This is a genomic window from Microbacterium sp. TPD7012 (genome assembly GCF_003075395.1).
GTDB lineage: Bacteria > Actinomycetota > Actinomycetes > Actinomycetales > Microbacteriaceae > Microbacterium.
Window position 1 is genome coordinate 193,891 of sequence record NZ_QDFV01000005.1, and the last position, 25,237, is coordinate 219,127.

Below are 25,237 nucleotides of genomic sequence, written 5' to 3' on the forward strand. Positions count from 1 at the left end.
CTCCGGTCACGCCGCGTCCGAACCCGCGGCGGCGGCTTTCCTCCGCGCTTCGGCACGCCTCAGGCGTCGACTTGCGATCAACCACACCGATGCACCGATGACCGGAATCAGGATGATCCCGAGCGCCCAGAGTGTTGCTGCAGCCGCGCCGACCGCTGCCTTCGTTCGGTACAGCGTGATCAGGGCGACCACCGCAAGGGCCACGGCCGCAATCCAGGCCACGGACCAGGCCACGTCCCAGGGTCCTGGAATCAACGGGTTCATGAATCTCCTTCGCGCGGCAGCCGGGCCCGACCAGACTACGACCCGTCGCGAACCCCCAGATGGAGCGCGGGTCCGCCATGATCGATGACATGCCGGCCACTATCCAGGACCTGTCCCGGCAGTCCGACGGTGGCTGAGCGGCAACGAGTCCTTCGGCTTTCGGCATCCGCTCTACGCTGGAACGTCTGCCTCTTCCCGCAGGCGCCCTTCCCCTGGAGCTTTCATGTCTGCAACGACGGTCGACGATCGTGCCCGTTATCGGGCGAATCCCACGGTGCTCCAGGCGCTGAAGAATCCGCGGATGCTGACGCGCGAGGTCCTGGCCGGACTCGTCGTCGGGCTCGCGCTGATCCCCGAGGCGATCGCGTTCTCGGTGATCGCCGGGGTCGACCCGAAGGTGGGGCTGTTCTCATCGTTCATCATGGCGGTGTCGATTGCTTTCCTCGGCGGACGTCCGGCGATGGTGACGGCGGCGACCGGAGCCGTGGCGCTGGTGATCGCTCCGGTCGCGCCGACGTACGGGCTGGACTACTTCATCGCGACGGTGATCCTCGCGGGGGTTTTCCAGGTGATCCTCGGGGTGCTCGGCGTCGCGAAACTGATGCGGTTCATCCCCCGCAGCGTCATGGTCGGGTTCGTGAACGCGCTGGCGATCTTCGTGTTCAGCTCGCAGTTCCCGCAGCTGATCGATGTGCCGTGGCTGGTGTATCCGCTGGTGGCGCTCGGGATCGTCGTGATGATCGTGATGCCGAAGATCACCAAGATCGTTCCGGCTCCGCTCGTGTCGGTCGTGATCGTGACAGGAGTCGTGCTGGCGTTCGCGATCACCGTGCCGACCGTCGGCGATCAGGGCGAGCTGCCGCGCAGTCTTCCTTCGCTGTTCATCCCGAACGTGCCGCTGACGTGGGAGACGTTCACGATCATCGCGCCGTTCGCGCTCGGAGTCGCGGTGGTCGGACTGCTGGAGTCGCTGCTCACCGCCAAGCTCGTCGACGAGATCACCGACACCCACTCGCGCAAGGGACGCGAGGCGTGGGCGCAGGGAGTGTCGAACGTGCTGTCGGGCATGTTCGGCGGCATGGGCGGCTGCGCCGTGATCGGTCAGACGATGATCAACGTGAAGGCGTCCGGGGCGCGCACCCGCATTTCGACGTTCTGCGCCGGGGTCTTCCTGTTCCTGCTGGTCGTGGTGTTCGGCGACTTCGTTGGGACGATCCCGATGGCGGCTCTCGTAGCCGTGATGATCATGGTCGCGATCGGGGCGTTCGACTGGCACAGCGTGCGTCCGTCGACGTTGAAGCGGATGCCGAAGAGCGAGACCTTCGTGATGGTGGCCACGGTTGTTCTGGTCTTGGTGACGCACAATCTGGCGGTCGGGGTTGTGGGTGGGGTGCTGGTGGCCTCGGTGCTGTTCGTGCGGAGGGTGGCGCACTTCGTGACGGTTCGTCGGGTGCTGAATGAGGCTGGGGAGGTGGTGACGTATGTCGTGGAGGGGGAGCTGTTCTTCGCTTCGAGCAATGATCTGACGACGTTGTTCTCTTACTCAGACGATCCGGAGCGGGTGGTGATTGATCTGTCGGGGTCGCATGTGTGGGATGCGTCGACCGTTGCGGCGTTGGATGCGATTGAGACGAAGTATGCGGCGTTGGGGAAGACGGTGGAGATCGTTGGGATGAATGACTCGAGCGGATGCTTCCACGCGAGCCTGAGCGGAGGGTTCGAATAGATCCGCACCCCCTGTTTCCGCGGACCGCGTCTCGCTCCAACGGGCATCCTCTGGACCGACGCCGACTGCGCCTGATGCAGTACGCCCTCCGGATCTGAGATCCTGAGGCATGCTCTCTCCATGTCCCCCCGGATGGCTCTGTCTCGCGCTGCCAAACCTTGAGTGGGGATCCCTAGCGGAGTGGGCGACCGCCGCAATTGCGGCAGCCGCTCTGATCGCCGCCGGATTTTCGGCCTTCTATGCGCTGCGAGCCGCAAACCATGCTCAGAAGCAAGCCGAGATCGCTCAAGAATCGCTGACCGCAGACACGAAAGTTCGCGAGGAGCAACAAGCGCGTTTGGTGTACGCGGTTGAAAAGAGTTGGGAAGTATCTGAGCGAGGAGAGGAGCATGATTCCTACTACGAGAAGACCGCGAGCGATCCCGCACTCCTAACACGGGGCCCGGAAGGCAGTCAGGTTTACACCCGCAGCGTCGTGGAGTTCGGATTCACCGTGCGCAACCTAAGCGACGAGCTTGTGGGCCCGCTCGCCGTGTGGGCGAGGGACCGAAACAGCCGTGCTTTCTCAGCACTCCTAGCGACCTCCACGGTGCTCGAGCCGCAAAGCTCGGCCGAGTTCCTTGTCCTCTTTCCGATCCCGGACGGCATTGACCTCAGGGATGCGGAGGAGCAGGGGGTTTTGCACCTGGAACCAGTGATCGTTTTTCAAGATTCTTCGGGTGCCGCGTGGCGCCGAACCGGCCACGACACGATACGGCGTGACGAACACGGCCCCCTGTCTCCGGCCCTGTCACAGTTCGAATAGCGCACGTCCGATGCAGCTGGCTCATCTTGCTATCGGTTCACCTCATTTCCGCAATAGCCCCATACCAGCGTTCCGTGGCAAGAGAGCCGCCGTCGAATCACATCCCACCCGCGACATGACTCTCCGATGAGCTGCGCCATCGTCTTCAAACCGGCGCGTGGCGCCGATGTCGGTCAAATGAGCCATTATCTTCAGTAGGCCCATCGGCGGGCCGAGGACGAAGGGCATCAGGCATGGACGATGTGGATCTCTCAGAGATCGAGCTGATTGCAGATGGGGACGGGCTCGCGCTTATCGGACCGTCTACCGCCGTGGAACAGTTCTTGACTGCCAACCGCCTCGAATCTCGCGACCTCGAACTGCCGCGGCTCGGCAAAGCGTTCGGTGGAGGGTCCGCCGCTCTCAAGGCGGGTTCGGAAATCACGGCAAACTCCGGCCGTTGGATGAAGCTCACCGAGGAATCGTGGGCCGCTGCCCAGAAGCTTCCAAAGGTGACTAATACGTCAAGCGGAAATCTGCACGCGACACTCCGAGCCCCGAGCGGCCAGTTCGCGAAGAATCTGCAGTTCCTCAAGACACCGGGGGCGATGCTAACGAATCCGGCAATGCTCGCGGGCGTCGCGGGGATCATGGCCCAGCTCGCTATGCAGCAGACCATGGACGAGATCACCGACTACCTCGCGATCATCGACGAGAAGGTCGATGACGTGCTCCGAGCGCAAAAGGATGCTGTGCTCGCCGACATGATTGGCGTTGACATGATGCTCGAAGAGGCACTGACGATCCGCAAGGAAGTCGGTGGCGTCTCGGAAGTGACCTGGTCTAAGGTTCAGGGATCGTCGATGACGATCGCGCGCACGCAGGCATACTTCTTGCGGCAGCTCGATGCGCTGGCAGAAAAGCTGGAGAGCAAGTCAGTGAACGAGCTCGCTGACCTGTCGAAGAAGGTCGACCGTCAGGTGCAGGATTGGCTGGCGGTGCTCGCACACTGCTTCTACCTGCAGGAGTCGACCGGCGTCATCGAGATCGACCGCGTCCTCCAGACCTCGCCGGAGGAACTCGACCGACACCGAATCGCACTCCGCACAGCTCGCGCGAATCGCGCGGAACTGATCACGCGAACGACGCGGCAGCTCCTCGAACGGATGGACGCAGCGGCGGCTCTTGCGAACTCGAAGGTGCTCCTCAACCCGATCGAGTCGCCGGCTATCGTCCGCTCCAGAAATGCCGTCAGTAATTCTGTAGGGACCTTCCATGAACGTCTCGGCATCGAAGCAGCCGCCGACGCACTTGAGTCCCGTCGCTGGTCGAACGCAGTCTCGGATACGCGCGACGACTGGCTCAAAGCCGGCGGTGACAGCGTTGACACGGCGCTCCGCATCGGCACGGAAGGCGTGGAGGCGGCCGCACGTATCGGCGCCGAAGGCGTGGACAAGGCAAAGGAAATCGCAGGATCGTTCGCCGACTTCGCTGGACGCGCTTTCCGACGCCGTGCGCCGAAGGGCGAGGCTGACGAGTGAGCAGCAGCGCCGCGATCGACGACGGCGGTACTGTCGCGAGGACCTACTTCGAACTCTTCGCTATGCCGAAACCCGTCCGCATCATGGGCCGCAGTTCGAGTATCACCAACTCGTTCGTGAATGGAGTCATCCCCGTCGTCATACCGAGTGAGTCGGAGGTGCGGGAGGCGCTCCACACTCTCCGGATGCTTGAACAGATCTCTTGCGCATACTGCGGAGACACGAGCACCGAATGGGATCACCTTCGGCCCCTCGTCGAGGGGCAGCGACCTACCGGGTACATCTCCGAGATTCGCAATCTCGTACCCGCTTGCGGCAAGTGCAATCAGAGCAAGGGCAACAAGCACTGGCTCACCTGGATGCGCAGCGCCGCGCGGTTGTCACCCACGAGTCGGGGCATCGTCGATATCGAGGAGCGGATCGCCCGACTCCAGGAGTACGAGAGCGGCGGCGTGCCGACGAAGATCGACTTCGAAACGGTCGCCGGCGCCGACCTCTGGGAGCGCCATTGGGAGCATCACAAGCGGCTGCTGGAGCTCATGCGCGAAGCCGACGCGGATGCACAGCAGATCCGGATCCGCGTCCGTGAAGCTTACGACGCGCAGCGCACGGTGGCCGGCTGATGGCATCGGTCGTGACCTGGCTCGACGTTTCTGCCGAGGAACAGCGGCGGATGCGGGAGCTAGCCGCACTGTTCACCGTCCGGGACAGCCGTGATGAGCTCGGACTGGGCCTGCTGCGCGACAGCATCTCTGACGCACTCTTCCCGGGCACTTCAACCCTGCACACCCGCGCCCGCTATCTCCTCTTCGTCCCCTGGTGCTTCCAGCACGCCGCCCGCGCAAAACCAGAGCAGCGCTGGCGACGATTGGACGAGACCGAGCGCTCTATCATCTCTCCTCTTCGATCGTCTGCCGATCCGACCGGCCTTCTCGGCGAGCGTGCAGGCGCAGCACTCAAGAATCTTCCATCGTCCGCATACTGGTCGATGCTGCAGCGCTACGGGATCCTCTCTCATCCGGCCACCCGCGCTGAGGCCCTCGCTGCCTCCGCTATGAGGCGTTCCGTCGACGACGACGGACAGACGACTGCCTCATCGATCTGGTCTGTACCGTCTATACCGGACGGGTTCCCCGAGAGCATCCCCGAGGGGTTCGCCCTCGCGCATGACGAGGCCACCTGGCTACGCGACCGCATACTCGAACATGCACAGGGCTCTCTCCTCACGCACCTCGTACAGCACCGCCCCGAAGACGATAGTTCGGCGCCATGGACGGATGCTGCCGCCATCGCCGCTCCGGAGCGTGCCGCCCGAGTGCTTCAGCAAGCCGAAGACTTCTCTGCTGTGATGCACGGCGCGCAGCTGCTCTACAACCTCATGCTCGCCAGCGACGCTCACCGTCTTGACGTCGCCGATGAATCCCGGATCATCGAATACCGCGAGCGGCTCGAGGCGTGGGATCGAGAGTTGACTCCCCGAGCTCACAAATGGCAACTGAGCGATCTCCTTCATGTCCTGCGCGAGGAGCACGGCTCCGCTCCGACGGTCGCGCCGAGCACTCGCGACTTCATCACGCGATGGACAAGCCTCGTGCAGAGCACGAACGCCGGCGCGCTCGTCGATGATGAGGGTGCGAAGGCGCTCATAAGACAGAGGGAGCGTGTTGCGAAAGGCGCCAAGGCACGCTTGAACAACCAGCGACGGCTCGCGAGCTGGGGTGGCGCATCGGGTAGTGCACGGCTCACGTTCCGCTGGAGCACAGTGCGCGGGATCCTCACTGACATCGATGACGGGCTCCAACGTGCTTGAGCCCGATTCGCGGTCCCTGCTGTCCGAGCTCCTACACCCACCGCCCGGGTTCACGCTCTCACATGCGGTCGGCACGACATTCACGCTGACGCTCGAAGCCGCCCTCGCCGTGCCGCTCTCTCTCGTCGGCTCAGGAACTACCGACGACGATGCGGTCGGGATGATCAGCGCGGTGCGACGTGCGGTCGAGCGCACCGACGTGTTCGCTCAAGCCGGATACATCGGTCTCGGCGCCGCGAGCGACCTGGTCGCAGTACTCGAACCGATGATTCATCCGGTCGTGACCAAGCCGGGCCGGCTGTTCCACCCCAAGGTATGGTTCCTCGAGTTCGCTGCCGGTGACGAGCGCCGCTACCGCTTCGTCTGCAGCAGCCGCAATCTTACGAACGACCACACGTGGGATGCAGTCGTCGCGCTTGACGGCGTACCAGCCGAGGCGGCAGACGCTTTGACGCGTCGTACGAACGACGGCATGGCGCATCTTCTGCGCTGGCTGTCCGCGGAAACCCGCGTTGCGCCGCGGATGAGTGCTGCCCGCAGCGCACGCATAGCCGAGCTCGCCGAGTCGTGGCAGACGATCCGTTGGGAGCATCCGGAGCACGTGCGTCGCCTTGCGGTTCATGTGCTCGGCATCGGTGTCGATACTGCTCCTTCCGTTAGAGGCTCCCACACGCTGATCGTGTCGCCGTTCGTGACCGACGACGGCCTCAAACACGTGCGCGCTCTGCGTAGCGGCGAGACGATTCTCGTGAGTCGTCCCGAGCAGCTCGACCGGCTGAATCCGCCCTCGTTCGACAATCTCTCTATGCGGATCCTTGACGGCTTCGTCGATCAGGCGCTGACCGGAGCCGAAGCTGGCGAAGCCGTCACCACTGGACTGAGCGGCCTCCATGCCAAAGTGATCGTGCATGACCGCCCGGGTGGTGGTTCGACGATGCTCATCGGTTCTGCGAACGCGACCGGTCCGGCCTGGAGCTCGAACGTCGAAGTAATGGTGGAGCTCGACGGCCCAACCAAGAAGCTCGGCGTCGCCTGCGTCTCGGAGGCTATCGCACCGTTGCTCGAGGAGTACGTGACGGCAGGCGGAGCCACGGCGACCGATGACGAGACAGCCGAACGCAACCTCGATAGCGCTCTCAGGGGTCTCGCCTCCTCCCTTATCGCGCTGCGGATTCACGAGGGCGATTCCTACACGTTCTCGCTCTGGGCACACGATCCCATCCCGACGGTCCCTGAAGAGCTCTCTATTTCTTGGCGTCTCTTAACCCAGGCTGACGCCGTGCTCGGCGCATTCCCTCCGGAAAACGCTCCGTTCATATCGCGATCGATGTCGCTCGCCGAGATCACACCATTCATCGTGGTGTTTCTCGAAGATCAATCGGGCCGGCGCGCGCAGACGATTCTCGTCGCCGAGGTCATCGATGATGTGCCCGAAAGGCAAGATGCGATCGTCGCGGCCCATCTGACGGAGCCCGACGCTTTTGCCCGGTTCGTCCGGCTCATGCTCCAGCAGCCGGGGACCGGCTTGGGATCGGTCGGAGGGGCCTTTGGTTCGTTCCGCTCGGCCTTCGGCGGAGGCGTCACCGAAGACGGTTCGGGATTGCTGGAACTGCTGGTGCGCGCCGCGGCGACGAACCGGGAGGCCCTGGCGGACATCGAGCGCGTGCTGTCGCATCTGCGTCTCGACGACCGCGCCGCTACCTTGCCCTCGGGATTCAGCGAGGTCTGGGCGTCCGTGATCGGTTCTCTCGAGATGGAGGCCTTTGATGGCCGTTGACGTCGAAGCGGTCATGCGGGGGTTGAAAGGCTTTCAACGCGACGCCGTCAGCCATGTGATCGATCGCTTCTACGGTGATCGCGACGGCAGCGGAAGGTTCCTCGTCGCCGACGAGACGGGCCTCGGTAAGAGCGTGATCGCGCGCGGAGTGATCGCGAAGACGATCGAACATCTGCAGAATGCCGACGGTGTCGATCGGATCGACATCGTCTACATCTGCAGCAATGCCGACCTCGCGAATCAGAATCTACGGCGGCTGAACGTCACCGGAGACAAGCACATCGCAGTCGCAACCAGACTGACTCTGCTGGCCCGCGAGAGCCACCGGCTCACAGAGCACGAAGGGTCGAGCGGCAAGAAGGTCAACCTCGTCTCGTTCACCCCCGGCACCTCGTTTAAAGACAGCGGCCTCCGCTGGGGCAGCGCGGAGGAACGCGCACTCCTCTGCATCCTCCTCGAAGGAATCTTGCGGCCCGAGCGCGAGATAAAGCGCGCGGGCCGGTTGATCCTGCAGGGCGCGGTGCAGAAGCTGTCGAGCTTCGAGCGGCGCATCAGTCGGATGCTCGACGACCTCGGCCCCACCGGTCCCGACGAACGAATCACGGACGTTTTTGCCAACGCCATCGAAGCGGACGGCACACTCCAGAGGGTCGTCGCCCTGCAGGAGCGCGTGCACGTTCACGGACGCAAGCCGGATTCGGGCGATTTGTGGCGTGAGGCGGCCGACCTCGTGGCTGCGTTGCGGCGCCATCTTGCGCAGGCCAGTGTCGATGCACTCGAGCCCGACCTGGTCATCCTCGACGAGTTCCAACGGTTTCGATCGCTCCTCGATCCGTCAAGCGGCAGCGAGGCCGCGGAGCTCGCCGACAGCCTTTTCACCTACGGCGACGCGAAAGTGCTGCTCCTCTCGGCGACACCATATAAGCCGTTCACCACGGCTGACGACGCCGACGACGATCACCAGCGCGACTTCCTCGAGACGATCGGGTTCCTCGCCGGGCGTGACGTGTCACGGGTCGCGGAGGTTAAGACCGCGCTGGAGGCTCACCGCCTAGCGCTAGTCACCGGCGGCGATGCGGCAGCGTCTGCGGCGTCCGTTCGCAACGCACTGCTTCCCTACATGTCGCGCTCCGAGCGCCCTCCGCTGGCTCGCAACCAGGACATGGTGATCGATCGCCCGCTCGACGGAGGCGTACCGAGCGCGGCCGAGATCGCCGACTGGGGATCACTGCATCGCCTCGACCGACATCTGGGCGCGCACATCGACATCGAGCAGTGGAAGTCGATCCCCTACTTCGCGACGTTCATGGACACGTACAAGTCCGGCTCACGCGTGCGCGACCTGCTAGATGGCGACGGCAGCAAGACCATCGCCCCACTACTTTCCGCTGCGCGCGGGATCCGGTTCGACGATGTCCGAGCCCGGGCGGAGATCGATCTCGGAAACGGGCTGCTTCGCGCCCTCGCAGAGGATACGGTCGGCCGAGGGTGGTGGAAGCTTCTGTGGATGCCGCCCTCGATGCCGTACCTGCGACCTGGACGGATCTACTCCAGCGTCGATGGCGACGTGACGAAGCACGTCGTCTTCTCCGCGTGGAACGCAGTACCCACGGCGATCGCCGCCCTGCTGAGCCACGAGGCTTCGCGGCTGGCACACCGCGGCCGGAGCCGAGCATCGGATTCGAGCGCTGCGCGCTTGGCATGGTCGGTCAACGAGGACGGACGACCCACGCAGATGAGTGCTCTGGCCCTGTTCTGGCCGCACCCGGGTCTGGCGTTCGCAGCGGATCCGCTGTCGTCGGCGCGTCGGGCGGGTGGGCCCACGGATGCCCGGACGGTGGCGGAAATGGTGGACTCGAGCGGAGACGATATCGAACCCTCGTCAGCCTTCTTCACCTACCCCGGGGCGATCCCGCCCGGGGTCAAGCCGTCCCAGGTGGCGGCCATGGTCGGCGGAGAGCCGGATGTCGAGGAGTCGGAAGCGAGTGGCCGGTTCGCCGACTATCTCGAGGCAGCAACCGGGGCGATGCGTGGTGCAACATCCGGACACCCCGATCTGGGATGGCTGGCCGCCCATGCGCCGGGTTCGATCGCATTCCGCGCAATGCATGCGGCCTCGTCCCCGGAAGCGTCTGGGGCGGGTGTCTGGCGAGCCGCTTGGCATCTGTCACTCGCGTTGCGTTCGCTATTCGCGAGACCCGAGACCTCGGCGCTGTTGGACACTCTGGACGAGACGGATGCTCCCTACTGGAGAGTCGTGCTCGACTACTGCGCCGACGGCAACCTGCAGGCCGTGTTGGACGAGTATCTTTATCAGCTCCGCAGCGAGGCCGGTGGCGGGCTGCTCGACGACGAGGGTCTGATGCTCGCGGCGATACAGATCGGTGGGGCGGTACGGATGAAGCCCGCCATGTTGCAGGGGCACGAGGCGACGGCAGAACGTTTGCCGATACGGTTTCCCACGCGCTTCGCCGTTCGGTATGGCGGAGCAGGCACGGATGCTGACGAGAAGGTCGCCGCGCGTCAGAGCGGCGTGCGGGCAGCGTTCAATAGTCCATTCGCACCATACGTGCTCGCGTCGACGAGCGTCGGACAGGAAGGCATCGACTTCCATTGGTGGAGTCATGCTGTTGTGCATTGGAACCTGCCTTCAAACCCCGTCGACTTCGAACAGCGCGAAGGCCGCGTGCATCGTTACATGGGTCACGCTGTCCGGAAGAACGTCGCGGCGCGGCACTGGGACGACGTGCTGTCGTCGGAGAATGCGCCGTGGGACGCGGCCTTCGACGCGGCGCTCGCTTCATCGGCGACGTCAGACTTGGGGCAGTTCGCACCGTGGTGGGTCTACGACGGTGATGCCCGGATCCATCGACGTATCGCGTCGTTCACGTTGAGTCGTGACCATGACCGATACAAACGATTGCTGGATGCGTTGACGTTGTACCGCCTGACCTTGGGACAACCCCGGCAAGAGGACATGCTGAGACTGATGCGGCAGAACGGAGTCGAGAGGGATCTCGAAGCGGGGGCGATAGACCTGCGAGCCCCCGGAAAGGGATAGACCGCCGAGAAACTAGGAAAGGCTCCGCTGCCATTGCGACCATGCGTGCTCTAGGGCGAGATCGTGTGGACGGTGCGGGAGGTGCGCAAGCGATTCTCTCGTGATCCCCAACTCCGCAAGCGTTCTGCCTTCGCGGGTCGCCACTCTGAGAGACTGCGGCTCAATTGCCCAAAGTGACGAGTCAAGCATCCGGTGGTGATTGCTACATAGAGCTATGCCGTTGCGGGGGTCGTCAGCGCCACCAGAGGATTTTGAGCGAAGGTGCGCCGCCTCGATAACGGTTGAGATGGCAAGATCGCACACCGCGCAGAGGTCGCCGTAGCGCTGCTTGACCCTGAACGCGAACCGCGCCTGGTTGGGTCGCGAACGTCTGAGAGCCCAGCGATCGGTATCGTCAAGAGAAACGAGACTGAAAGGCAGTTCGTCTTCGGCGGGGGCAGGCGGCAACGTCGCGTCCTCAAGGAAGGTGAGAAGAGCGGTCGACGTAGATTCGTCTATTTCTTCGACGAACGCCCGGTAGACCGCCCGCATCTGGGCGCTAGCCTTGGCGAGAGTGATGACGAACACCGGCATCGCCAGCTCGTACGCTCGCCGGGTTGCATTGATCTCGGCGCGATCACGGCCCCCGGTACTTGTGGCCGGGAAGTGGTAGACAACACCGGATTCAGAGATCTGGTTGGCGTACTTGACCCCAAGGTCGAGGAACGTTAACGCTATGCCGTGCGGAGCATGCTCGTGTCGCGTGTTCTCGACATCGACGTAGATTCCTCGAGCTCCCGCGTAAAGCCCTGCCTTGCGGACCTCTTGTGGTGCAACGAACGTAACATCCACGCGCGTGACGAGTTCGCTCCACAGCTTCTCCCGCCGCACTACCTCGAGATCGTGCCCGGCGGCGCCGGATCGGTTCAAACCCTCGGATACCGACCATCCCTCCTTCGTCAGCGCCCAGATGCCATCGGCTCGCGCCTCGAGCAAGCCTTGTTCGACCATGCGCTGACGCTCGAAGGACGTCCGGTTCCGCCATTTGGTCTCGAACTGACGCGTGGTTTGAGGCAAGAGATCGTCATCTGACCAGAGATGGCCGTAAGCCTCCTCGAAGGCATCCAACACGTCTCGCCTCCGAGCGCTCCCTCCGGCCGCGACAAGTTGTAACAGGAGCCGAGTACGAAGGGCGGCATGCGAGGTGAGGGGCATGGACTCAGCATGCCGGTATATCGCTCGGCCTGTGAGGTCCCGTCGACAGATCGCAAGCCAGGGAGCGCCACACGGTGCAGGTATGGGAAGCTAGCAACAATGCGCATCATCGACAACGTCAGCGACCTCCTCGGGGATGATCTCAAAGCCGAGATCAAGCCCGGGTCGAAGGTCCGAATCGCTGCGTCAACTTTCTCGATCTTCGCATTCGAGGCGCTCCGCAAGGAGCTCGAGCAAGTCTCGGATCTGGAGTTTATCTTTACCTCGCCATCGTTCGTCACAGAGAAAGTCACAGACAAGCTTCGCAAGGAGCGACGCGAGTTCTTCATTCCGGGTGGTCCACGCAAACCGGCCGAATCGAGCCTGGCCGGCTCTGACTTCGAGATCAGACTGCGCAACAAACTCACTCAACGTGCGATCGCTCGTGAGTGCGCCGACTGGATACGTCGGAAGGTGACGTTCCGTTCGAATGCCACAGGTAATCCGATGCAGCAGTTCGCAGTGCTCGACGACACGAGCGCCTACACGCAGCTGCAGGGCTTCACCACCGCTGATCTCGGCTATGAACGGGGCAATGCGGTGTCGAGCTTCGTGAATCGCCTCGATGAAGCGCCCATGACGGCGCAGTACCTGCAGCTGTTCGAACAGATCTGGAACAACCCGGATCAGGTCGAGGACGTCACCGAAGCCGTGAGCGAGCAGATCGCGAGCGTGTATGCCGAGAACAGCCCCGAGCGGATCTACTTCCTGATTTTGTACAACCTCTTCTCCGAGTTCCTCGACGACCTCAGCGAAGATGCACTACCAAACGACCGCACGGGGTACCAGGACACGAAGATCTGGCAGAGCCTTTACAACTTCCAGCGAGATGCGGCAACGGGGATCATCAACAAGCTCGAGACGTACAACGGCTGTATCCTCGCTGACAGTGTGGGCCTGGGTAAGACGTTTACAGCGCTAGCGGTCATCAAGTACTACGAACTGCGGAACAAGAGCGTGCTCGTCTTGGCGCCGAAGAAGCTCGCTGACAACTGGACGAACTACAACTCTCCCTACACGACGAACCTGTTCCACGAGGATCGGTTCGGCTACACCGTTCTCGCGCACACGGATCTTTCCCGGACGCGCGGCGAGTCGCTCGGCAAGGATCTTTCTCGCCTCAACTGGGGCACGTTTGATCTAGTTGTGATCGATGAGTCGCACAACTTCCGCAATGCTGGCTATTCGGAGGAGCGGGAGAGTCGCTATCAGCGGCTCATGCGTCAAGTGATCCGCGAGGGCGTGAAGACCAAAGTGCTGATGCTCTCGGCGACTCCAGTGAACAACCGCTTCAACGACCTGAAGAACCAGTTGCAACTGGCCTACGAAGGAGAGAGCGAAGAGCTCGAAAAGCACCTGACCCTATCCACTTCGGTCGAGAATGTTTTCCGAGACGCGCAGCGAGCTTTTAACGTCTGGTCGAAGCTCGAGCCGTCGGAGCGAACCGCGGAGCGAATCCTGCAAATGCTCGACTTCGACTTCTTCGAGTTGCTCGATGCCGTCACAATTGCCCGGTCGCGCAAGCACATTCAGGCCTATTACGACATGACCGACATCGGCGCCTTCCCGCGTCGTCTGCCGCCGGTAGCGATCCGGGAGCCGCTGACGGATCTCTCGGATGTCCCCGCGTTCGATGAGATTTTTGAGCGCCTCGAGCAACTGACCCTCGCCGTTTACCGACCGCTTTCTTACGTGTTCCCTAGCCGGCGCGCGATCTATGAAGCGGCTCTCGGAGAGAAGAACGTGGACAATTTCCGCGGTGGCGCCGGACAGCAAGGGCGCGAGCAGGGCGTCAAGAAGCTGATGACGGTGAACCTGCTGAAGCGCCTCGAAAGCTCCGTCGAGGCGTTCCGGCTTACGCTCGGAAGGATCGAGAGGATCACCGATACGACACTCGGTCAGGTGAAGCACGGCAACTCCGTTGTGAGTGCCGATGATGACGATCTCGAGCTCGATGTTGACGACCCAGACGATGCTGAGCTGAGTTCGTTCCTCATCGGAGGCGGCCTGCGGATAGCGCTGAGCGATATCGACACGGAGTCCTGGAACCACGACCTAACCCATGATCTCGAGGTCTTGCGGCAGCTGCTCGACGAAGTGCGCCGCGTGATCCCTGATCGCGATCTCAAGCTGCGCCGTCTGCATAAGGTAATCGAGGACAAGATCGATAACCCGCTTAACTCTGGCAACCGGAAGGTGCTGATCTTCTCGGCATTCGCAGACACTGCGGACTATCTGTACCGTGAGCTCGGCCCCGTACTCGCGCGGCGCGGGCTGGAGACCGCGGTCATCACGGGCTCCAGCCACGGCGTACGTACAACGCTCGGAACCGGGTTCGACGCGCAAGAAGCGATGTCACTGTTCTCCCCGCGCTCGAAGCATCGCGAACTGACGATGCCCGGAGAGACTTGCGAGATCGACATTCTCATAGGCACCGACGTGATCAGCGAAGGCCAGAACCTCCAGGACTGCGACTTCCTCATCAACTACGACATCCACTGGAACCCCGTGCGCATCATCCAGCGCTTCGGCCGCGTGGACCGCATCGGCTCGACGAACGACGTGATTCAGCTCGTAAATTTCTGGCCGGATATCTCGCTGGACGCGTACATCAACCTCAAGGAACGCGTGGAAGGGCGAATGATCATCGCAGACATCGCTGGCACCGGCGACGACAATGTCCTCGATCCGGGAGGCGCCGAAGCCGCGTACCGGCGAGAGCAGCTGCGGCGCCTGCAAGACGATGTCGTCGATCTCGAGGACGTACGAACTGGCGTATCAATCACCGATCTTGGACTCAACGACTTCCGTATGGATCTACTCGGGTTTATGAAGCAGCACGGCGATCTGCACGGTCACCAGATGGGGTTGCATTCTGTCATCGCAGCTGATGAGGCCGAGGGGCTGCCGCCGGGAGTGATCTTCGCGCTGCGAAACGTGAATGCACCGAATGACGTGAACCGCGGCAACCGTCTGCATCCGCACTATCTTGTCTATCTCGGCGAAGACGGGCGCGTGATCGCTGACCACACCGAGGCAAAGCGTCTGCTCGACCTGCTCCGAGCTGGCTGCCGAGGCATTGACCAACCAATGGTCGATGTCGTCGCAGCATTCAACGCTGAGACGCGCGATGGCGCTGCGATGAGTCGTTACTCGACACTGCTCACAGACGCGATCCGATCCATGATCGACGTCACAGATGAACGTGACATCGACAGCCTCTTCACCGCCGGTCCGACGACGGCACTGATGCAGGGCATCAGCGGGCTGGACGACTTCGAGTTGATCGCCTTCGTCGCCATCGTCGATGAGTCCGCCAATGACTGATCACGTCCTCTTCCGATGGCCCGAACGCGCGGCCTTCGGCCGCACCGTACCAAAGACGCGATTCTACGAGCGAGGCAACATCCATGCCGGGATGCGTGAGAAGTTTGTGGACGACATCCAGCGCATCACCTGGGCCTACAAGCTCGCCGACGATACAATCCATCTCCGCGGCACCGCCACGGTACCGGAGATCCAGGTCTTCACCGTTGAGACCAAAGGCGCGGATGTCTCCGACGACGTGCTCACCGCCATTGACAAAACGGTGCACTTCCCAATCATCTTCGAGATCGTCGGCAACATGCGCGTGCGTACTGTCGCCGCGCAGAAGACACTTCACAGTAGTACCCCGACCATCGGCGCCTACTTCACCACCGAATGGCATCCAGCCGAGACTTCGCGCCGTCCGCTCCCGACGGCACTCGATCTACCAGGCCTGTACGAGGCGATTCTTGCAGCACTATTGCCCATGGCGACGCGCACCGGTGAGACAGTGTCGGCAGCCACCGGCAGGCTGGACCGCGCCCGAAGACTTCAACGCGAGATCGCCATACTGGAGCGCAAGCTGCGCACCGAGCCACAACTCAACCGCAAGATCGAACTCCGCAGTCAGATCAGGGAACGCACGGCAGTGCTTACCGAGCTGACCGGCCCCGAATCGAGCAGCAAGGAATGACCGTGCACAAGCGCAAGATGCTTTCGCCAGATTTCACCCAGCGCAACATAGACCTGATCGCCGAGCTGTTCCCTGCGGTTGTCACCGAGTCGAGGGATGCGGAAGGCAACATTACTCTCGCCGTTGACTTCGATCTGCTGCGCCAGGAGCTCTCCGACCATGTCGTCGATGGGCCGCAGGAGCGCTACCGGCTCGACTGGCCCGGCAAGCGGGCCGCCGCCTTCGCGGCGAACGCGCCGATCTCGAGGACTCTGCGCCCCGTGCTCGAGGAATCTGTCGACTTCGACACTACGAAGAACCTGTTCATCGAAGGCGACAACCTCGACGCCCTCAAGCTTCTTCAAGAGTCCTACCTCGGCAAGGTTAAGCTCATCTATATCGACCCGCCCTACAACACAGGCAACGACTTCGTCTACGAGGACGATTTTGCCCAGTCGAGCGCCGATTACCTCGCCCGCTCAGGCCAGACTTCCAAGACGGGTGAGCGCCTCATGGCAAACACGGAGGCTAATGGTCGCTTCCACTCCGACTGGCTGAGCATGATGTATCCACGTCTTCGACTTGCACGCAACCTTCTGCGGCCTGACGGCGTCCTGCTGGTCTCGATCGATGACACAGAGATTGCGAACCTCCGGGCCATGCTCGATGAGATTTTTGGGCGCTCTAACCTCATCACCCAGATCGCGCATAAGGCTCGTGCCTCGGTGTCGAACGACAAAGTCGTTTCTCAGAACCACAACCACATCCTTCTGTATGCTCGCGACTTCGAAGCCGTGTTTGCGCAGCGCGCTTCGATCGGGCTCGACCCCGACCTCAGCGGCTTCGCCAACCCCGACAATGATCCCAGAGGTCCCTGGAAGGCAACGCCCGTCGATGGCCCCGGCGGGGCAAAAAAGGGAAACCCGTTCTACGAGTTCCTCGGCGTAGAAGGGCACTGGCGCTACTCCAAGGAAACGATGGGTCACAAGCACGCCGATGGGCTGATCATCCGCACCGCGTCTGGCCTTCAGCAAAAGTATTTCCTGAGCCAAGCACGCGAGAGCCGAAAGACAGTCACGAGCTGGTGGGACGACGCCGGGTTCACGTCAACTGCAACGCGCCGCCTGACTCAGCTAATGGATGGCGCTCTCTTTGACACACCGAAGCCGGTCGAGTTACTGGACCGGATGATCAATATGTTCACCTTCAGCGACAAGAACGCGATTATCTTGGACTTCTTCGCTGGCAGTGCGACAACTGGACATGCTGTCATGGCCGCCAACGCCAAAGACGGCGGCGACCGCCGTTTCATCCTTGTGCAACTCGATGAGAAGCCCAACGCGAAGTCTGAGGCCGCGGCTGCCGGGTACACTTCGATCGCCGCGGTCGCGCGCGAGCGATTGCGTAGGGCGGCCCAAGCGGATGGGGCCGACGCAGCGGATCTTGGCTTCCGCGCTCTCACCGTGGACTCAACTAACCTTGCCTCCGTTCTAGCCACCCCTGATGAAACAGGGCAAGGCGAACTCCTCGGCCTGGTTGACAGCATCAAACCCGATCGTTCCGGTGACGACTTACTATTCCAAGTGCTTCTGGACTGGGGTCTCGATCTTGCGGCACCTATTGCGCGAGAAGAGGTCGCCGGGCGAGAGGCGTTTTCCGTAGACGACGACGCACTTATCGCGTGCTTCGCTACAGAGGTTTCGGACTCGGTCGTGCGAGCGATCGCGGACCGCCACCCGTTGCGCGCCGTGTTCCTGGACGTGGGCTTCGCAAGCGACGCGGCGCGCATCAACGCCGAGCAGATATTCCGCGAGGTGTCCCCCGAGACAGAAGTTAGGGCGATCTAGCCTGATGAAGCTTCAGTTCAAGGTTCAGGATTATCAGACCGAGGCCGTCGATGCCGCGGTCGAAGTGTTCGCTGGGCAGCCGTACGCCGATGGGGTGAGGTACCGCATCGATCCCGGCAAGGACGCTGCGCTGACGCTGCTGGACGACGCCGGTCTGCGTAACACCGAGATTGCGCTCACACCGCCTCAGTTGCTTGAGAACGTGCATGCGGTGCAGCGTGCGCGCGGGCTGGAGCTGTCTAAGGAGCTCAAGGACCCGGTCAAGAAGTCGGCGGCACCGATCAACCTCGATATTGAGATGGAGACCGGCACGGGCAAAACATACGTCTACATCAAGACGATCATGGAGCTACACAAGCGGTATGGGTGGTCGAAGTACATTGTGGTCGTGCCGTCGATCGCGATCCGTGAGGGCGTAAAGAAATCGTTCGACATCACTGCCGAACACTTCCAACAGCTGTACGGCACCAGGCCGCGCACGTTCGTCTACAACTCATCGCGACTTCACGAGCTGGAGCGGTTCTCCTCGGACGCGGGGGTGCAGGTGATGATCATCAACATCCAGGCATTCAACGCCACCGGCAAGGACGCCCGGCGCATCTACGAGGTGCTCGATGACTTCCAGTCGCGCAGGCCTATCGATGTGATCGGAGCGAACCGGCCGATTTTGATCATCGACGAGCCGCAGAAAGTCGAGGGCGACGCCAAGAAGCCGTCGAAGTCGCTAGAAGCGCTCGGGCTGTTCAACGCCCTGTTCGCACTGCGGTACTCAGCAACCCACAAGATCGAGCGGACGAAGGTGCACCGCCTCGACGCGGTCGACGCCTACAACCAAAAGCTGGTAAAGAAGATCGCGGTGCGGGGCATCACCGTGAAACACTTGGCCGGTAGTACCGCGTACCTTTACGTGGATGGGTTGGAGGTCGGCAAGGGCGCGGACTTCCCCAAGGCCCGCGTCGAGCTGGAGGTGCAGACCGCCAGCGGTATTAAGCGTCAGGTTCGGCGGCTGAGTCAGGGCACGAACCTGCACGACATCTCCGGCGGCATCGAGGCGTATAAGGGCCTTTTCATCCGGAATGTCGACGCGAACCGCGACATCATCGAGCTGAGCAATGGTGACACCCTCGGCGCCGGCGAAGTCACGGAGGACGTCGCCGAGGACCAGAAGCGACGCATCCAGATTCGCGAGGTCGTTCGCGCGCACCTGAATAAGGAGCGTGAGCTGTTCGCGCAGGGCATCAAGACACTGTCGCTTTTCTTCATCGACGAGGTTGCAAAGTACCGCGACTATGACCGCGAGGACACCCTCGGCGAGTATGCCCGAGTGTTTGAGGAAGAGTACGCGGCGGTGCTCGCCGACTACCTCGGCCAGCTTGACCTCGACGAATCAGCCGAGCGCTACCGCAAGCACGTTGAGGCGATCCCGGTGCGCTCGACCCACGAGGGCTACTTCTCCATCGACAAGAAGACTAAGCAGTTCGTCGATGGGAAGATCGCAGCGCGCGGCGATTTCGCCGGCCAGTCGGACGACGTGGATGCGTATGATCTGATCCTCAAAGACAAGGAGCGGCTGCTGTCCTTCGAGGAGCCGGTGCGGTTCATCTGGTCGCACTCGGCGCTACGCGAGGGTTGGGACAACCCGAACGTGTTCGTGATGGGCATGCTAAAGAAGAGCGACAACACCACGACGAGACGGCAGGAGATCGGTCGAGGCTTGCGATTGTCGGTCGACCAGCACGGCGAGCGGATGGACAACCCCGTCACCGTTCACGACATCAACGAGCTGACCGTCGTCACCGACGAGTCATACACTGACTTCGTCACCGCCCTCCAGAAGGAGATCATCGAGTCGCTGTCTGCCCGACCGCGCACGGCGAGCGTCGACTACTTCACCGATAAGCACATCACGCTCGGCGACGGGTCTATGAGCGCAATTCACAAGGCAGCCGCGCAGGCTCTGTATTTCCACCTGATTAGAAACGATTATATCGATGAGGCAGGCCTCGTGACGCAGACATACAAAGAGGCACGAGCCGACGGCACCCTCGCGACCCCGACGTCGGATGTGCTCAAACCGATCATAGATTTCGTCTGGCCCCTCGTCGATGCGCTCTACCTCGATGTGCCGAAGCCTACCGATGGCCGCAAGCCGAAGAAGATCCCGTTCAACGAGGCGAACTTCAAGAAGCGCGAGTTTCAGGAGCTGTGGGGACGAATCAATCGCAAGGCCGTCTACCAGGTCGAGTTTGACTCCAATGAGCTGATTGCCAACTGCATTCGCACGCTCGACACGTCGCTCAACGTCACGGTCATGCAATACATCGTCGAGGCCGGCAATCAGATCGTCGGTCTCGAAGTCGAGCAGCTGGAGGCTGGCACCGGCTTCAAAGTCTCGGAAACGAAGGTCGAACACTCGGCCGTGTCAGCAGGCTCGACGGTCAAGTACGACCTGCTGGGGGAGATCGCTGAGAAAACGCACCTCATTCGCCGCACCTGCGCGGCGATCCTGGCAGGTATCCAGCCGGGTACTTTCGCAAAGTTCAAGCAGAACCCGGAGCAGTTCATCACCGAAGCCTCACGGCTGATCAACGAGCAGAAAGCCACGGTGATCGTCGAGCACCTCAGCTACGACCCTCTCGACGCCCGCTACGATTCGTCGATCTTTACGGAGAACCAGACCGCTCAGGACTTGTCTAAGGCGGGTGACAAACTGAAGAAGAGCGTGTACGAATACACCATCACCGACTCCAAGGTCGAGCGGTCGTTTGTCGAGAAGCTCGACGTCAGCGACGAGGTGGTCGTGTACTCGAAGCTGCCACGCGGGTTCTTCATACCTACCCCGGTCGGCGACTACAACCCCGACTGGGCGATAGCGTTCCGCGACGACGACACAAAGATTAAGCACGTCTACTTCGTCGCCGAGACCAAAGGCTCAATGTCGACTATGCAGCTCAAGAGCATTGAGAACGCCAAGATCGAGTGCGCCCGCAGATTCTTCGCGTCACTCAACGAGGCTTCTGAGGGCGGCATCGTCAGCGTCAAGTACGACGTTGTGGACAGTTATGACTCGCTGCTCTCAGTCGTTGGGGCGTAGCTGCGCACCGGGTTGCAAGCCACCTGCCGCGGACCGCGAGTTCAGACGGCACGCCGGCGAACTCAGCGTCGTATCACGGCGACTCACTCTGGATCGTCACCTCAGATCACGGCGGCACAACGAAGACCCGCTCGCTTCCATCCCGCCCGCACACGCGGCGCAACGATAATGGACGGGTGTATAACCTGATTGTCGGCGCCACAGGCGGATCCATCCATCGCAGCAGGATGCTGGAGTTCACATCGGAAGATGCCACCCAATTCGCTGAATCAAGCCCTCGCTACCAGCGCCTCCTGACCCTCCCCACCCTGCTGATGCCTGAGTTGAACGACACGAGCGAACCACCATACGCGCGTGTCGGCAAGATAGACGAGATCACGCTCGAATCAGGCACAACTGTCGCCTTCAGGTTTCGGGCGAACGATGCGGTTGCAGCTATCCAAAGCGATCGCATCGCTGAATTGACCAGTGAACTGGGCGTAGACAGCTGGGAGCTTGATCGAACACATTGGGCCGTTAAGAACGTCGACCTCTACGATGCCGTCTTGACGCGCGAATCGGGTCCAGGGTCAGAATCTGCTGCCCTTTCGATCCCGACTCACCTTGCTCGCGAGAGAGACCTCGTCGCCGTAATGATGCCGTTCGCTGGCTTCGATCACGTCTACGACGCCATACGGAGCGCCGCCGCTGATGCCGGCCTACGGTGCCTGCGCGCTGACGACATCTGGGAAAGCCATAACATCATGGACGACGTTCTTAGTTTGATTTGGCGGGCCCAGATCGTAGTTTCCGACCTCACCGGTAAGAATTCCAATGTCTTTTACGAGACCGGGATCGCGCATACGCTCGGTCGACATGTAGTCCCGCTCGCCCGGACACTTGCGGACGTTCCCTTTGATCTTCAGTCGATACGTACGCTCGAGTACCTCCCGAACACCGAAGGCTTGGAGGCCCTTCGATCTGCTCTCACTCGGCGCTTGCGGACTCTCGCCATGTCGGGCTGACGAGAGACTTGCCATCCCGATTCCATGCAGCGTATGTAGGAAGCACAGATTGACCCCGTCGCATGGGCGCATTCGGTTTCAACTCAGTTTCTCCATCACTTATCACCTTGCGACCACGTTGGCGCAGCATGGCGATGCCATCCGAACGCACGACCGAGGCGTCGTCTCGAGGCTAGGCTCCTCCAAATCGTTCCCCCGAGCTCACCTGCTGCGCCACCCGCCGCAACGCCAGCAACAACGGCTCCACCAGCACCGACCCCAGCACGACGTACCGCACCGCGGCCTCCGCGGACTCCGTCGGCACCCCGGCGATCTCGGCATCCGCAATTCGTCGCATGCTCGCGAGGTACTCCGCCATCGCGGCATCCGGCACGACGAACCCCGCACTCTCCAGCCCCTGCAGCGCCCGCGCCACTGCGCTCAGCACCGCCGGATCGCACATCCCCGGCTTCCACCCGAGCCCGGTCACAAGAAGCTCGGCCTCCGTCAGATCCAGTGCTTCATCCGCCGGCGGAGTGATCGCCGCATGCGCGGTCCCCAGCAGGTCGTGCGGGCTCTCCGGCGGATCATCCAGCGCCGCCAGCACACGTCGCGTCTCAGCGATGCTCACTCCGGCATCGAGCAGCGCCCGGATCACCCGCAGCCGCTCCACGTGCTTCCCGCCATAGGCGGCCTGGGTCGGCGCGCTGCGCTCACCCTCGGGCAGCAGCCCCTCGCGCAGGTAGTACTTGATCGTCGGCACGGTCACGCCCGTCTGGGCTGACAGTTCAGAAATTCTCATGGCCACCTCTTGACTTCGATAGTAGCGCTATCCATTATGGATAGTGAAACTATCCAACCAAGGAGACATCATGTCGAAAGTCATCACGGGCCGCATGACCCACCGCCACGAGGGCGAGCTCGTCGTGTTCCACATCGGGATGCAGATCAACCGCTGGTGGCGGCCCGACCTGTGGCTGCCGACGTTCTTCTCGATGCCGCCGATGCTGCGCGAACTCTCGACCGACCCCGATTCGGGCATGCTCGGTTACCAGCTGCTCTTCGGATCCGGCGGACCCTACGTCGTGCAGTACTGGTCCTCGGTCGACAAGCTCTACGCCTACGCGTCCAGCCCGTCACAGGAGCACCGCCCCGCCTGGACCCGCTTCAACAAGATGGCGCGCAAGGCTCCGGGAGCGGTCGGCATCTGGCACGAGACCTTCCTCGTCGACCGGGCCGAGAGCGTGTACGTGTCGACGAAGCCGATGGGGCTGCCGAAGGCGACGGAGATGGTCGAGGTAGGGAAGCGGCAGGATCGGGCGCAGGCGCGGTTCGCGGACGGGCGGACGGTGTCTGGCCAGGCGCAGTCCCCGGAGATCTTGAGCGAACCGCGCCTCCCCTAGACTTCCTTCCAACCACAGGGGAGTCCCGGCAGGGGCTGAGAGGGCGCTGACGCAGCGCCGACCCTTACACCTGATGCGGGTCATGCCGCCGTAGGAAGTCGAGTCATATGTCGCGCCTCATCACCGAGCCCGAAACGTCCTCCCGAGCACGAAAGGCCGTTCGCGGCGGATTGCTCGGCAACTTCGTCGACCAGGTCGATATCTTCCTGCCGGTGATCGCGCTCGCCCCCGCAGCCGCGGTCGTGCTGGGCCCCGACCCCGCTCAGACCGGCCTGATCTTCGTCGCCACCCTGTTCGGACGCCCGCTCGGAGCCGCCATCTTCGGAAGCCTCGCCGACCGCTACGGCCGCACGAGCACCACCAAGGTCGCGATCGCCGGCATCGCGATCACAACGCTCTTGATCGCCCTGATCCCCAACCACGACCTCGGTGGTGAAGCAACCCTCTGGGCGTTCGTCGCCCTCCGTTTCGTCGGCGGCATCTTCCTCGGCGGCGAATACTCCGCGGCGATCCCGCTCGCCATGGAATGGTCTGCCCCACGCCGGCGCGGCCTGCTCAGCGGCGGCATCATGGCCATGTCCCCACTCGCGAACTCATTCATCGCCGCGCTCACCCTGACGCTCCTGCAGGCGCTCGGAGCCGACGACTACGCGATGTGGGGATGGCGGATGCCGTTCATCGCCGGCGCCCTGCTCGCGGTGGCGCTGCTCTTCTACTACTCCGCCGGGGTCCACGACTCCCCGGTCTCGACGAGCGTCCCCCACCGCACCCGACCTCTGACCGACATCCTGGTCGGACCGTTCCGCCGCCAGCTCTGGCAGGTGTTCACGCTGATGACCGCCCTCTGGCTGTTCACGCAGATGGCGATCCCCGTGCTGACCGGCCTGTTGAGCAAAGCACCCCAGATCGGCCCGACCACCGTGCCGCTCATCATGCTGGTCGCCACCCTCGTCTCGGCTGCGGCAATGATCGCCAGCGGTGCGATCTCGCAGCGGATCGGACGGCGCCGCTTCTTCGTCGTCTTCGGAGGCCTCGCGATCATCGCCGCTCCACTGGCCCTCCCGTGGGCGATGTCCTCGCAGGGAGCTGGCGCCGTGCTGGCCGTCACCGTCGTGCAGATCGTCACCGTGTCGGCCTACGGCCCGGTCGGCGCCTACCTCGCCGAGCGGTTTCCCGCTGCCGTGCGGTCGAGCGGATACGGGGTCGGCTACTCGCTCTCCATGGTGATCCCAGCGCTCTACCCGTTCTGGCTGCCCGGGTTGCAGAGCATGCTCGGCGCGGGCCCTGCGGTGGCCGTCGTGCTCGCCGCGGCGGCTGCGCTGCTCATCATCGGGGCGCTCCTCGGGCCCGAACCCGACCGGGAAGCGCGGTTGGAGTGAAGGGCGCGGGGATGCGGCCGCGGTGCCGCAACCCTTCGCTCGTCCGCCGACCGCTCACCTGGACCCCAGTCTCCGAAGGGTGGGCCGCTCCGCTCGTCGCTCGCGCTGAGCGACGATCGCGAAGCCGAGTGCTGTGAGGAAGGCGAGCATGGCAAGCCCCCATGCGAGGACAGCGAAATGCACGGGAAGCATCAACGATGCGAGCAGAAACGTCAGGCCGACGATCGGAAGAGCCACCGTCAAGCGCTGCGCGAGAGTCTGGGGCATCGTCGTCCTTCTGGTCGGCCGCGGCGAGTTCATCGGGCTTCACCAGAGGCGCTGCCCGCATCCATCGTGACCATTTCGGCAGCGTCAGA

Annotated in this window: 17 protein-coding genes and 1 riboswitch; of the genes, 14 read left to right on the plus strand and 3 right to left on the minus strand. The window is 62.6% G+C overall.

Annotated features, from left to right (window positions below):
* Window positions 1–6 precede the first annotated feature (6 nt).
* Complete coding sequence (locus DC434_RS15225) at window positions 7–264, minus strand: PLDc N-terminal domain-containing protein (protein WP_116636156.1); 258 nt, start codon at window positions 262–264, stop codon at window positions 7–9.
* Window positions 265–487: 223 nt separating this feature from the next.
* Between DC434_RS15225 and DC434_RS15230 the strand changes: the two genes are divergently transcribed.
* The 7 genes from DC434_RS15230 to DC434_RS15260 all read left to right on the plus strand — a co-directional run bounded on the left by DC434_RS15230 (window position 488) and on the right by DC434_RS15260 (window position 10,963).
* Window positions 488–1,990 carry a SulP family inorganic anion transporter gene (locus tag DC434_RS15230; RefSeq protein WP_116636157.1) on the plus strand — a complete coding sequence of 501 codons (1,503 nt, stop codon included), beginning with the start codon at window positions 488–490 and terminating at the stop codon, window positions 1,988–1,990.
* 109 nt (window positions 1,991–2,099) lie between these two features.
* Complete coding sequence (locus DC434_RS19990; protein WP_133192821.1) at window positions 2,100–2,795, plus strand: hypothetical protein; 696 nt, start codon at window positions 2,100–2,102, stop codon at window positions 2,793–2,795.
* 233 nt (window positions 2,796–3,028) lie between these two features.
* Window positions 3,029–4,315: a hypothetical protein gene (locus DC434_RS15240; protein ID WP_116636159.1), complete on the plus strand. Its 1,287-nt coding sequence runs from the start codon at window positions 3,029–3,031 to the stop codon at window positions 4,313–4,315.
* Complete coding sequence (locus DC434_RS15245) at window positions 4,312–4,938, plus strand: HNH endonuclease signature motif containing protein (protein WP_207769980.1); 627 nt, start codon at window positions 4,312–4,314, stop codon at window positions 4,936–4,938. Before DC434_RS15240 ends, DC434_RS15245 begins: the two co-directional genes overlap by 4 nt.
* Window positions 4,938–6,125, plus strand: coding sequence for a DUF6361 family protein (locus DC434_RS15250; RefSeq protein ID WP_116636160.1), 1,188 nt, complete (start codon window positions 4,938–4,940; stop codon window positions 6,123–6,125). Before DC434_RS15245 ends, DC434_RS15250 begins: the two co-directional genes overlap by 1 nt.
* Window positions 6,103–7,902, plus strand: a complete 1,800-nt coding sequence (locus DC434_RS15255) for a phospholipase D family protein (RefSeq protein WP_116636161.1) — start codon at window positions 6,103–6,105, stop codon at window positions 7,900–7,902. Before DC434_RS15250 ends, DC434_RS15255 begins: the two co-directional genes overlap by 23 nt.
* On the plus strand, window positions 7,892–10,963 hold the full coding sequence (locus DC434_RS15260) for a helicase-related protein (protein ID WP_116636162.1): 3,072 nt from the start codon (window positions 7,892–7,894) through the stop codon (window positions 10,961–10,963). Before DC434_RS15255 ends, DC434_RS15260 begins: the two co-directional genes overlap by 11 nt.
* Window positions 10,964–10,975: 12 nt before the next feature.
* Here DC434_RS15260 and DC434_RS15265 read toward each other — a convergent pair whose 3' ends face one another.
* Window positions 10,976–12,157 (minus strand): HNH endonuclease, encoded by a 1,182-nt coding sequence (locus DC434_RS15265; RefSeq protein ID WP_116636163.1) that lies wholly within the window; start codon window positions 12,155–12,157, stop codon window positions 10,976–10,978.
* A gap of 99 nt (window positions 12,158–12,256) precedes the next feature.
* Between DC434_RS15265 and DC434_RS15270 the strand changes: the two genes are divergently transcribed.
* The 5 genes from DC434_RS15270 to DC434_RS15290 all read left to right on the plus strand — a co-directional run bounded on the left by DC434_RS15270 (window position 12,257) and on the right by DC434_RS15290 (window position 22,120).
* Window positions 12,257–15,523: a helicase-related protein gene (locus tag DC434_RS15270; RefSeq protein WP_116636164.1), complete on the plus strand. Its 3,267-nt coding sequence runs from the start codon at window positions 12,257–12,259 to the stop codon at window positions 15,521–15,523.
* The gene (locus DC434_RS15275; protein ID WP_116636165.1) at window positions 15,516–16,196 is read left to right on the plus strand and encodes a DUF4391 domain-containing protein; all 681 of its coding nucleotides are present in this window, start codon (window positions 15,516–15,518) and stop codon (window positions 16,194–16,196) included. Before DC434_RS15270 ends, DC434_RS15275 begins: the two co-directional genes overlap by 8 nt.
* Window positions 16,193–18,022 (plus strand): site-specific DNA-methyltransferase, encoded by a 1,830-nt coding sequence (locus DC434_RS15280; RefSeq protein WP_243408957.1) that lies wholly within the window; start codon window positions 16,193–16,195, stop codon window positions 18,020–18,022. Before DC434_RS15275 ends, DC434_RS15280 begins: the two co-directional genes overlap by 4 nt.
* A gap of 4 nt (window positions 18,023–18,026) precedes the next feature.
* Window positions 18,027–21,116 (plus strand): DEAD/DEAH box helicase family protein, encoded by a 3,090-nt coding sequence (locus DC434_RS15285; protein ID WP_116636167.1) that lies wholly within the window; start codon window positions 18,027–18,029, stop codon window positions 21,114–21,116.
* A gap of 176 nt (window positions 21,117–21,292) precedes the next feature.
* On the plus strand, window positions 21,293–22,120 hold the full coding sequence (locus DC434_RS15290; RefSeq protein WP_116636168.1) for a hypothetical protein: 828 nt from the start codon (window positions 21,293–21,295) through the stop codon (window positions 22,118–22,120).
* Between the two features lie 172 nt (window positions 22,121–22,292).
* On the opposite strand, the gene DC434_RS15295 is transcribed toward DC434_RS15290, so the two are convergent.
* Window positions 22,293–22,901 carry a MerR family transcriptional regulator gene (locus DC434_RS15295; RefSeq protein WP_116636169.1) on the minus strand — a complete coding sequence of 203 codons (609 nt, stop codon included), beginning with the start codon at window positions 22,899–22,901 and terminating at the stop codon, window positions 22,293–22,295.
* A 70-nt stretch (window positions 22,902–22,971) separates the two neighbouring features.
* Between DC434_RS15295 and DC434_RS15300 the strand changes: the two genes are divergently transcribed.
* A complete protein-coding gene (locus tag DC434_RS15300) occupies window positions 22,972–23,502 on the plus strand; it encodes a DUF4188 domain-containing protein (protein WP_116636170.1) in 531 nt (176 codons plus the stop codon).
* 6 nt (window positions 23,503–23,508) lie between these two features.
* A riboswitch (TPP riboswitch) is annotated at window positions 23,509–23,616 on the plus strand.
* Window positions 23,610–24,881: an MFS transporter gene (locus DC434_RS15305; protein WP_116636171.1), complete on the plus strand. Its 1,272-nt coding sequence runs from the start codon at window positions 23,610–23,612 to the stop codon at window positions 24,879–24,881. It overlaps the preceding riboswitch by 7 nt.
* The last annotated feature ends 356 nt before the right edge of the window (window positions 24,882–25,237 follow it).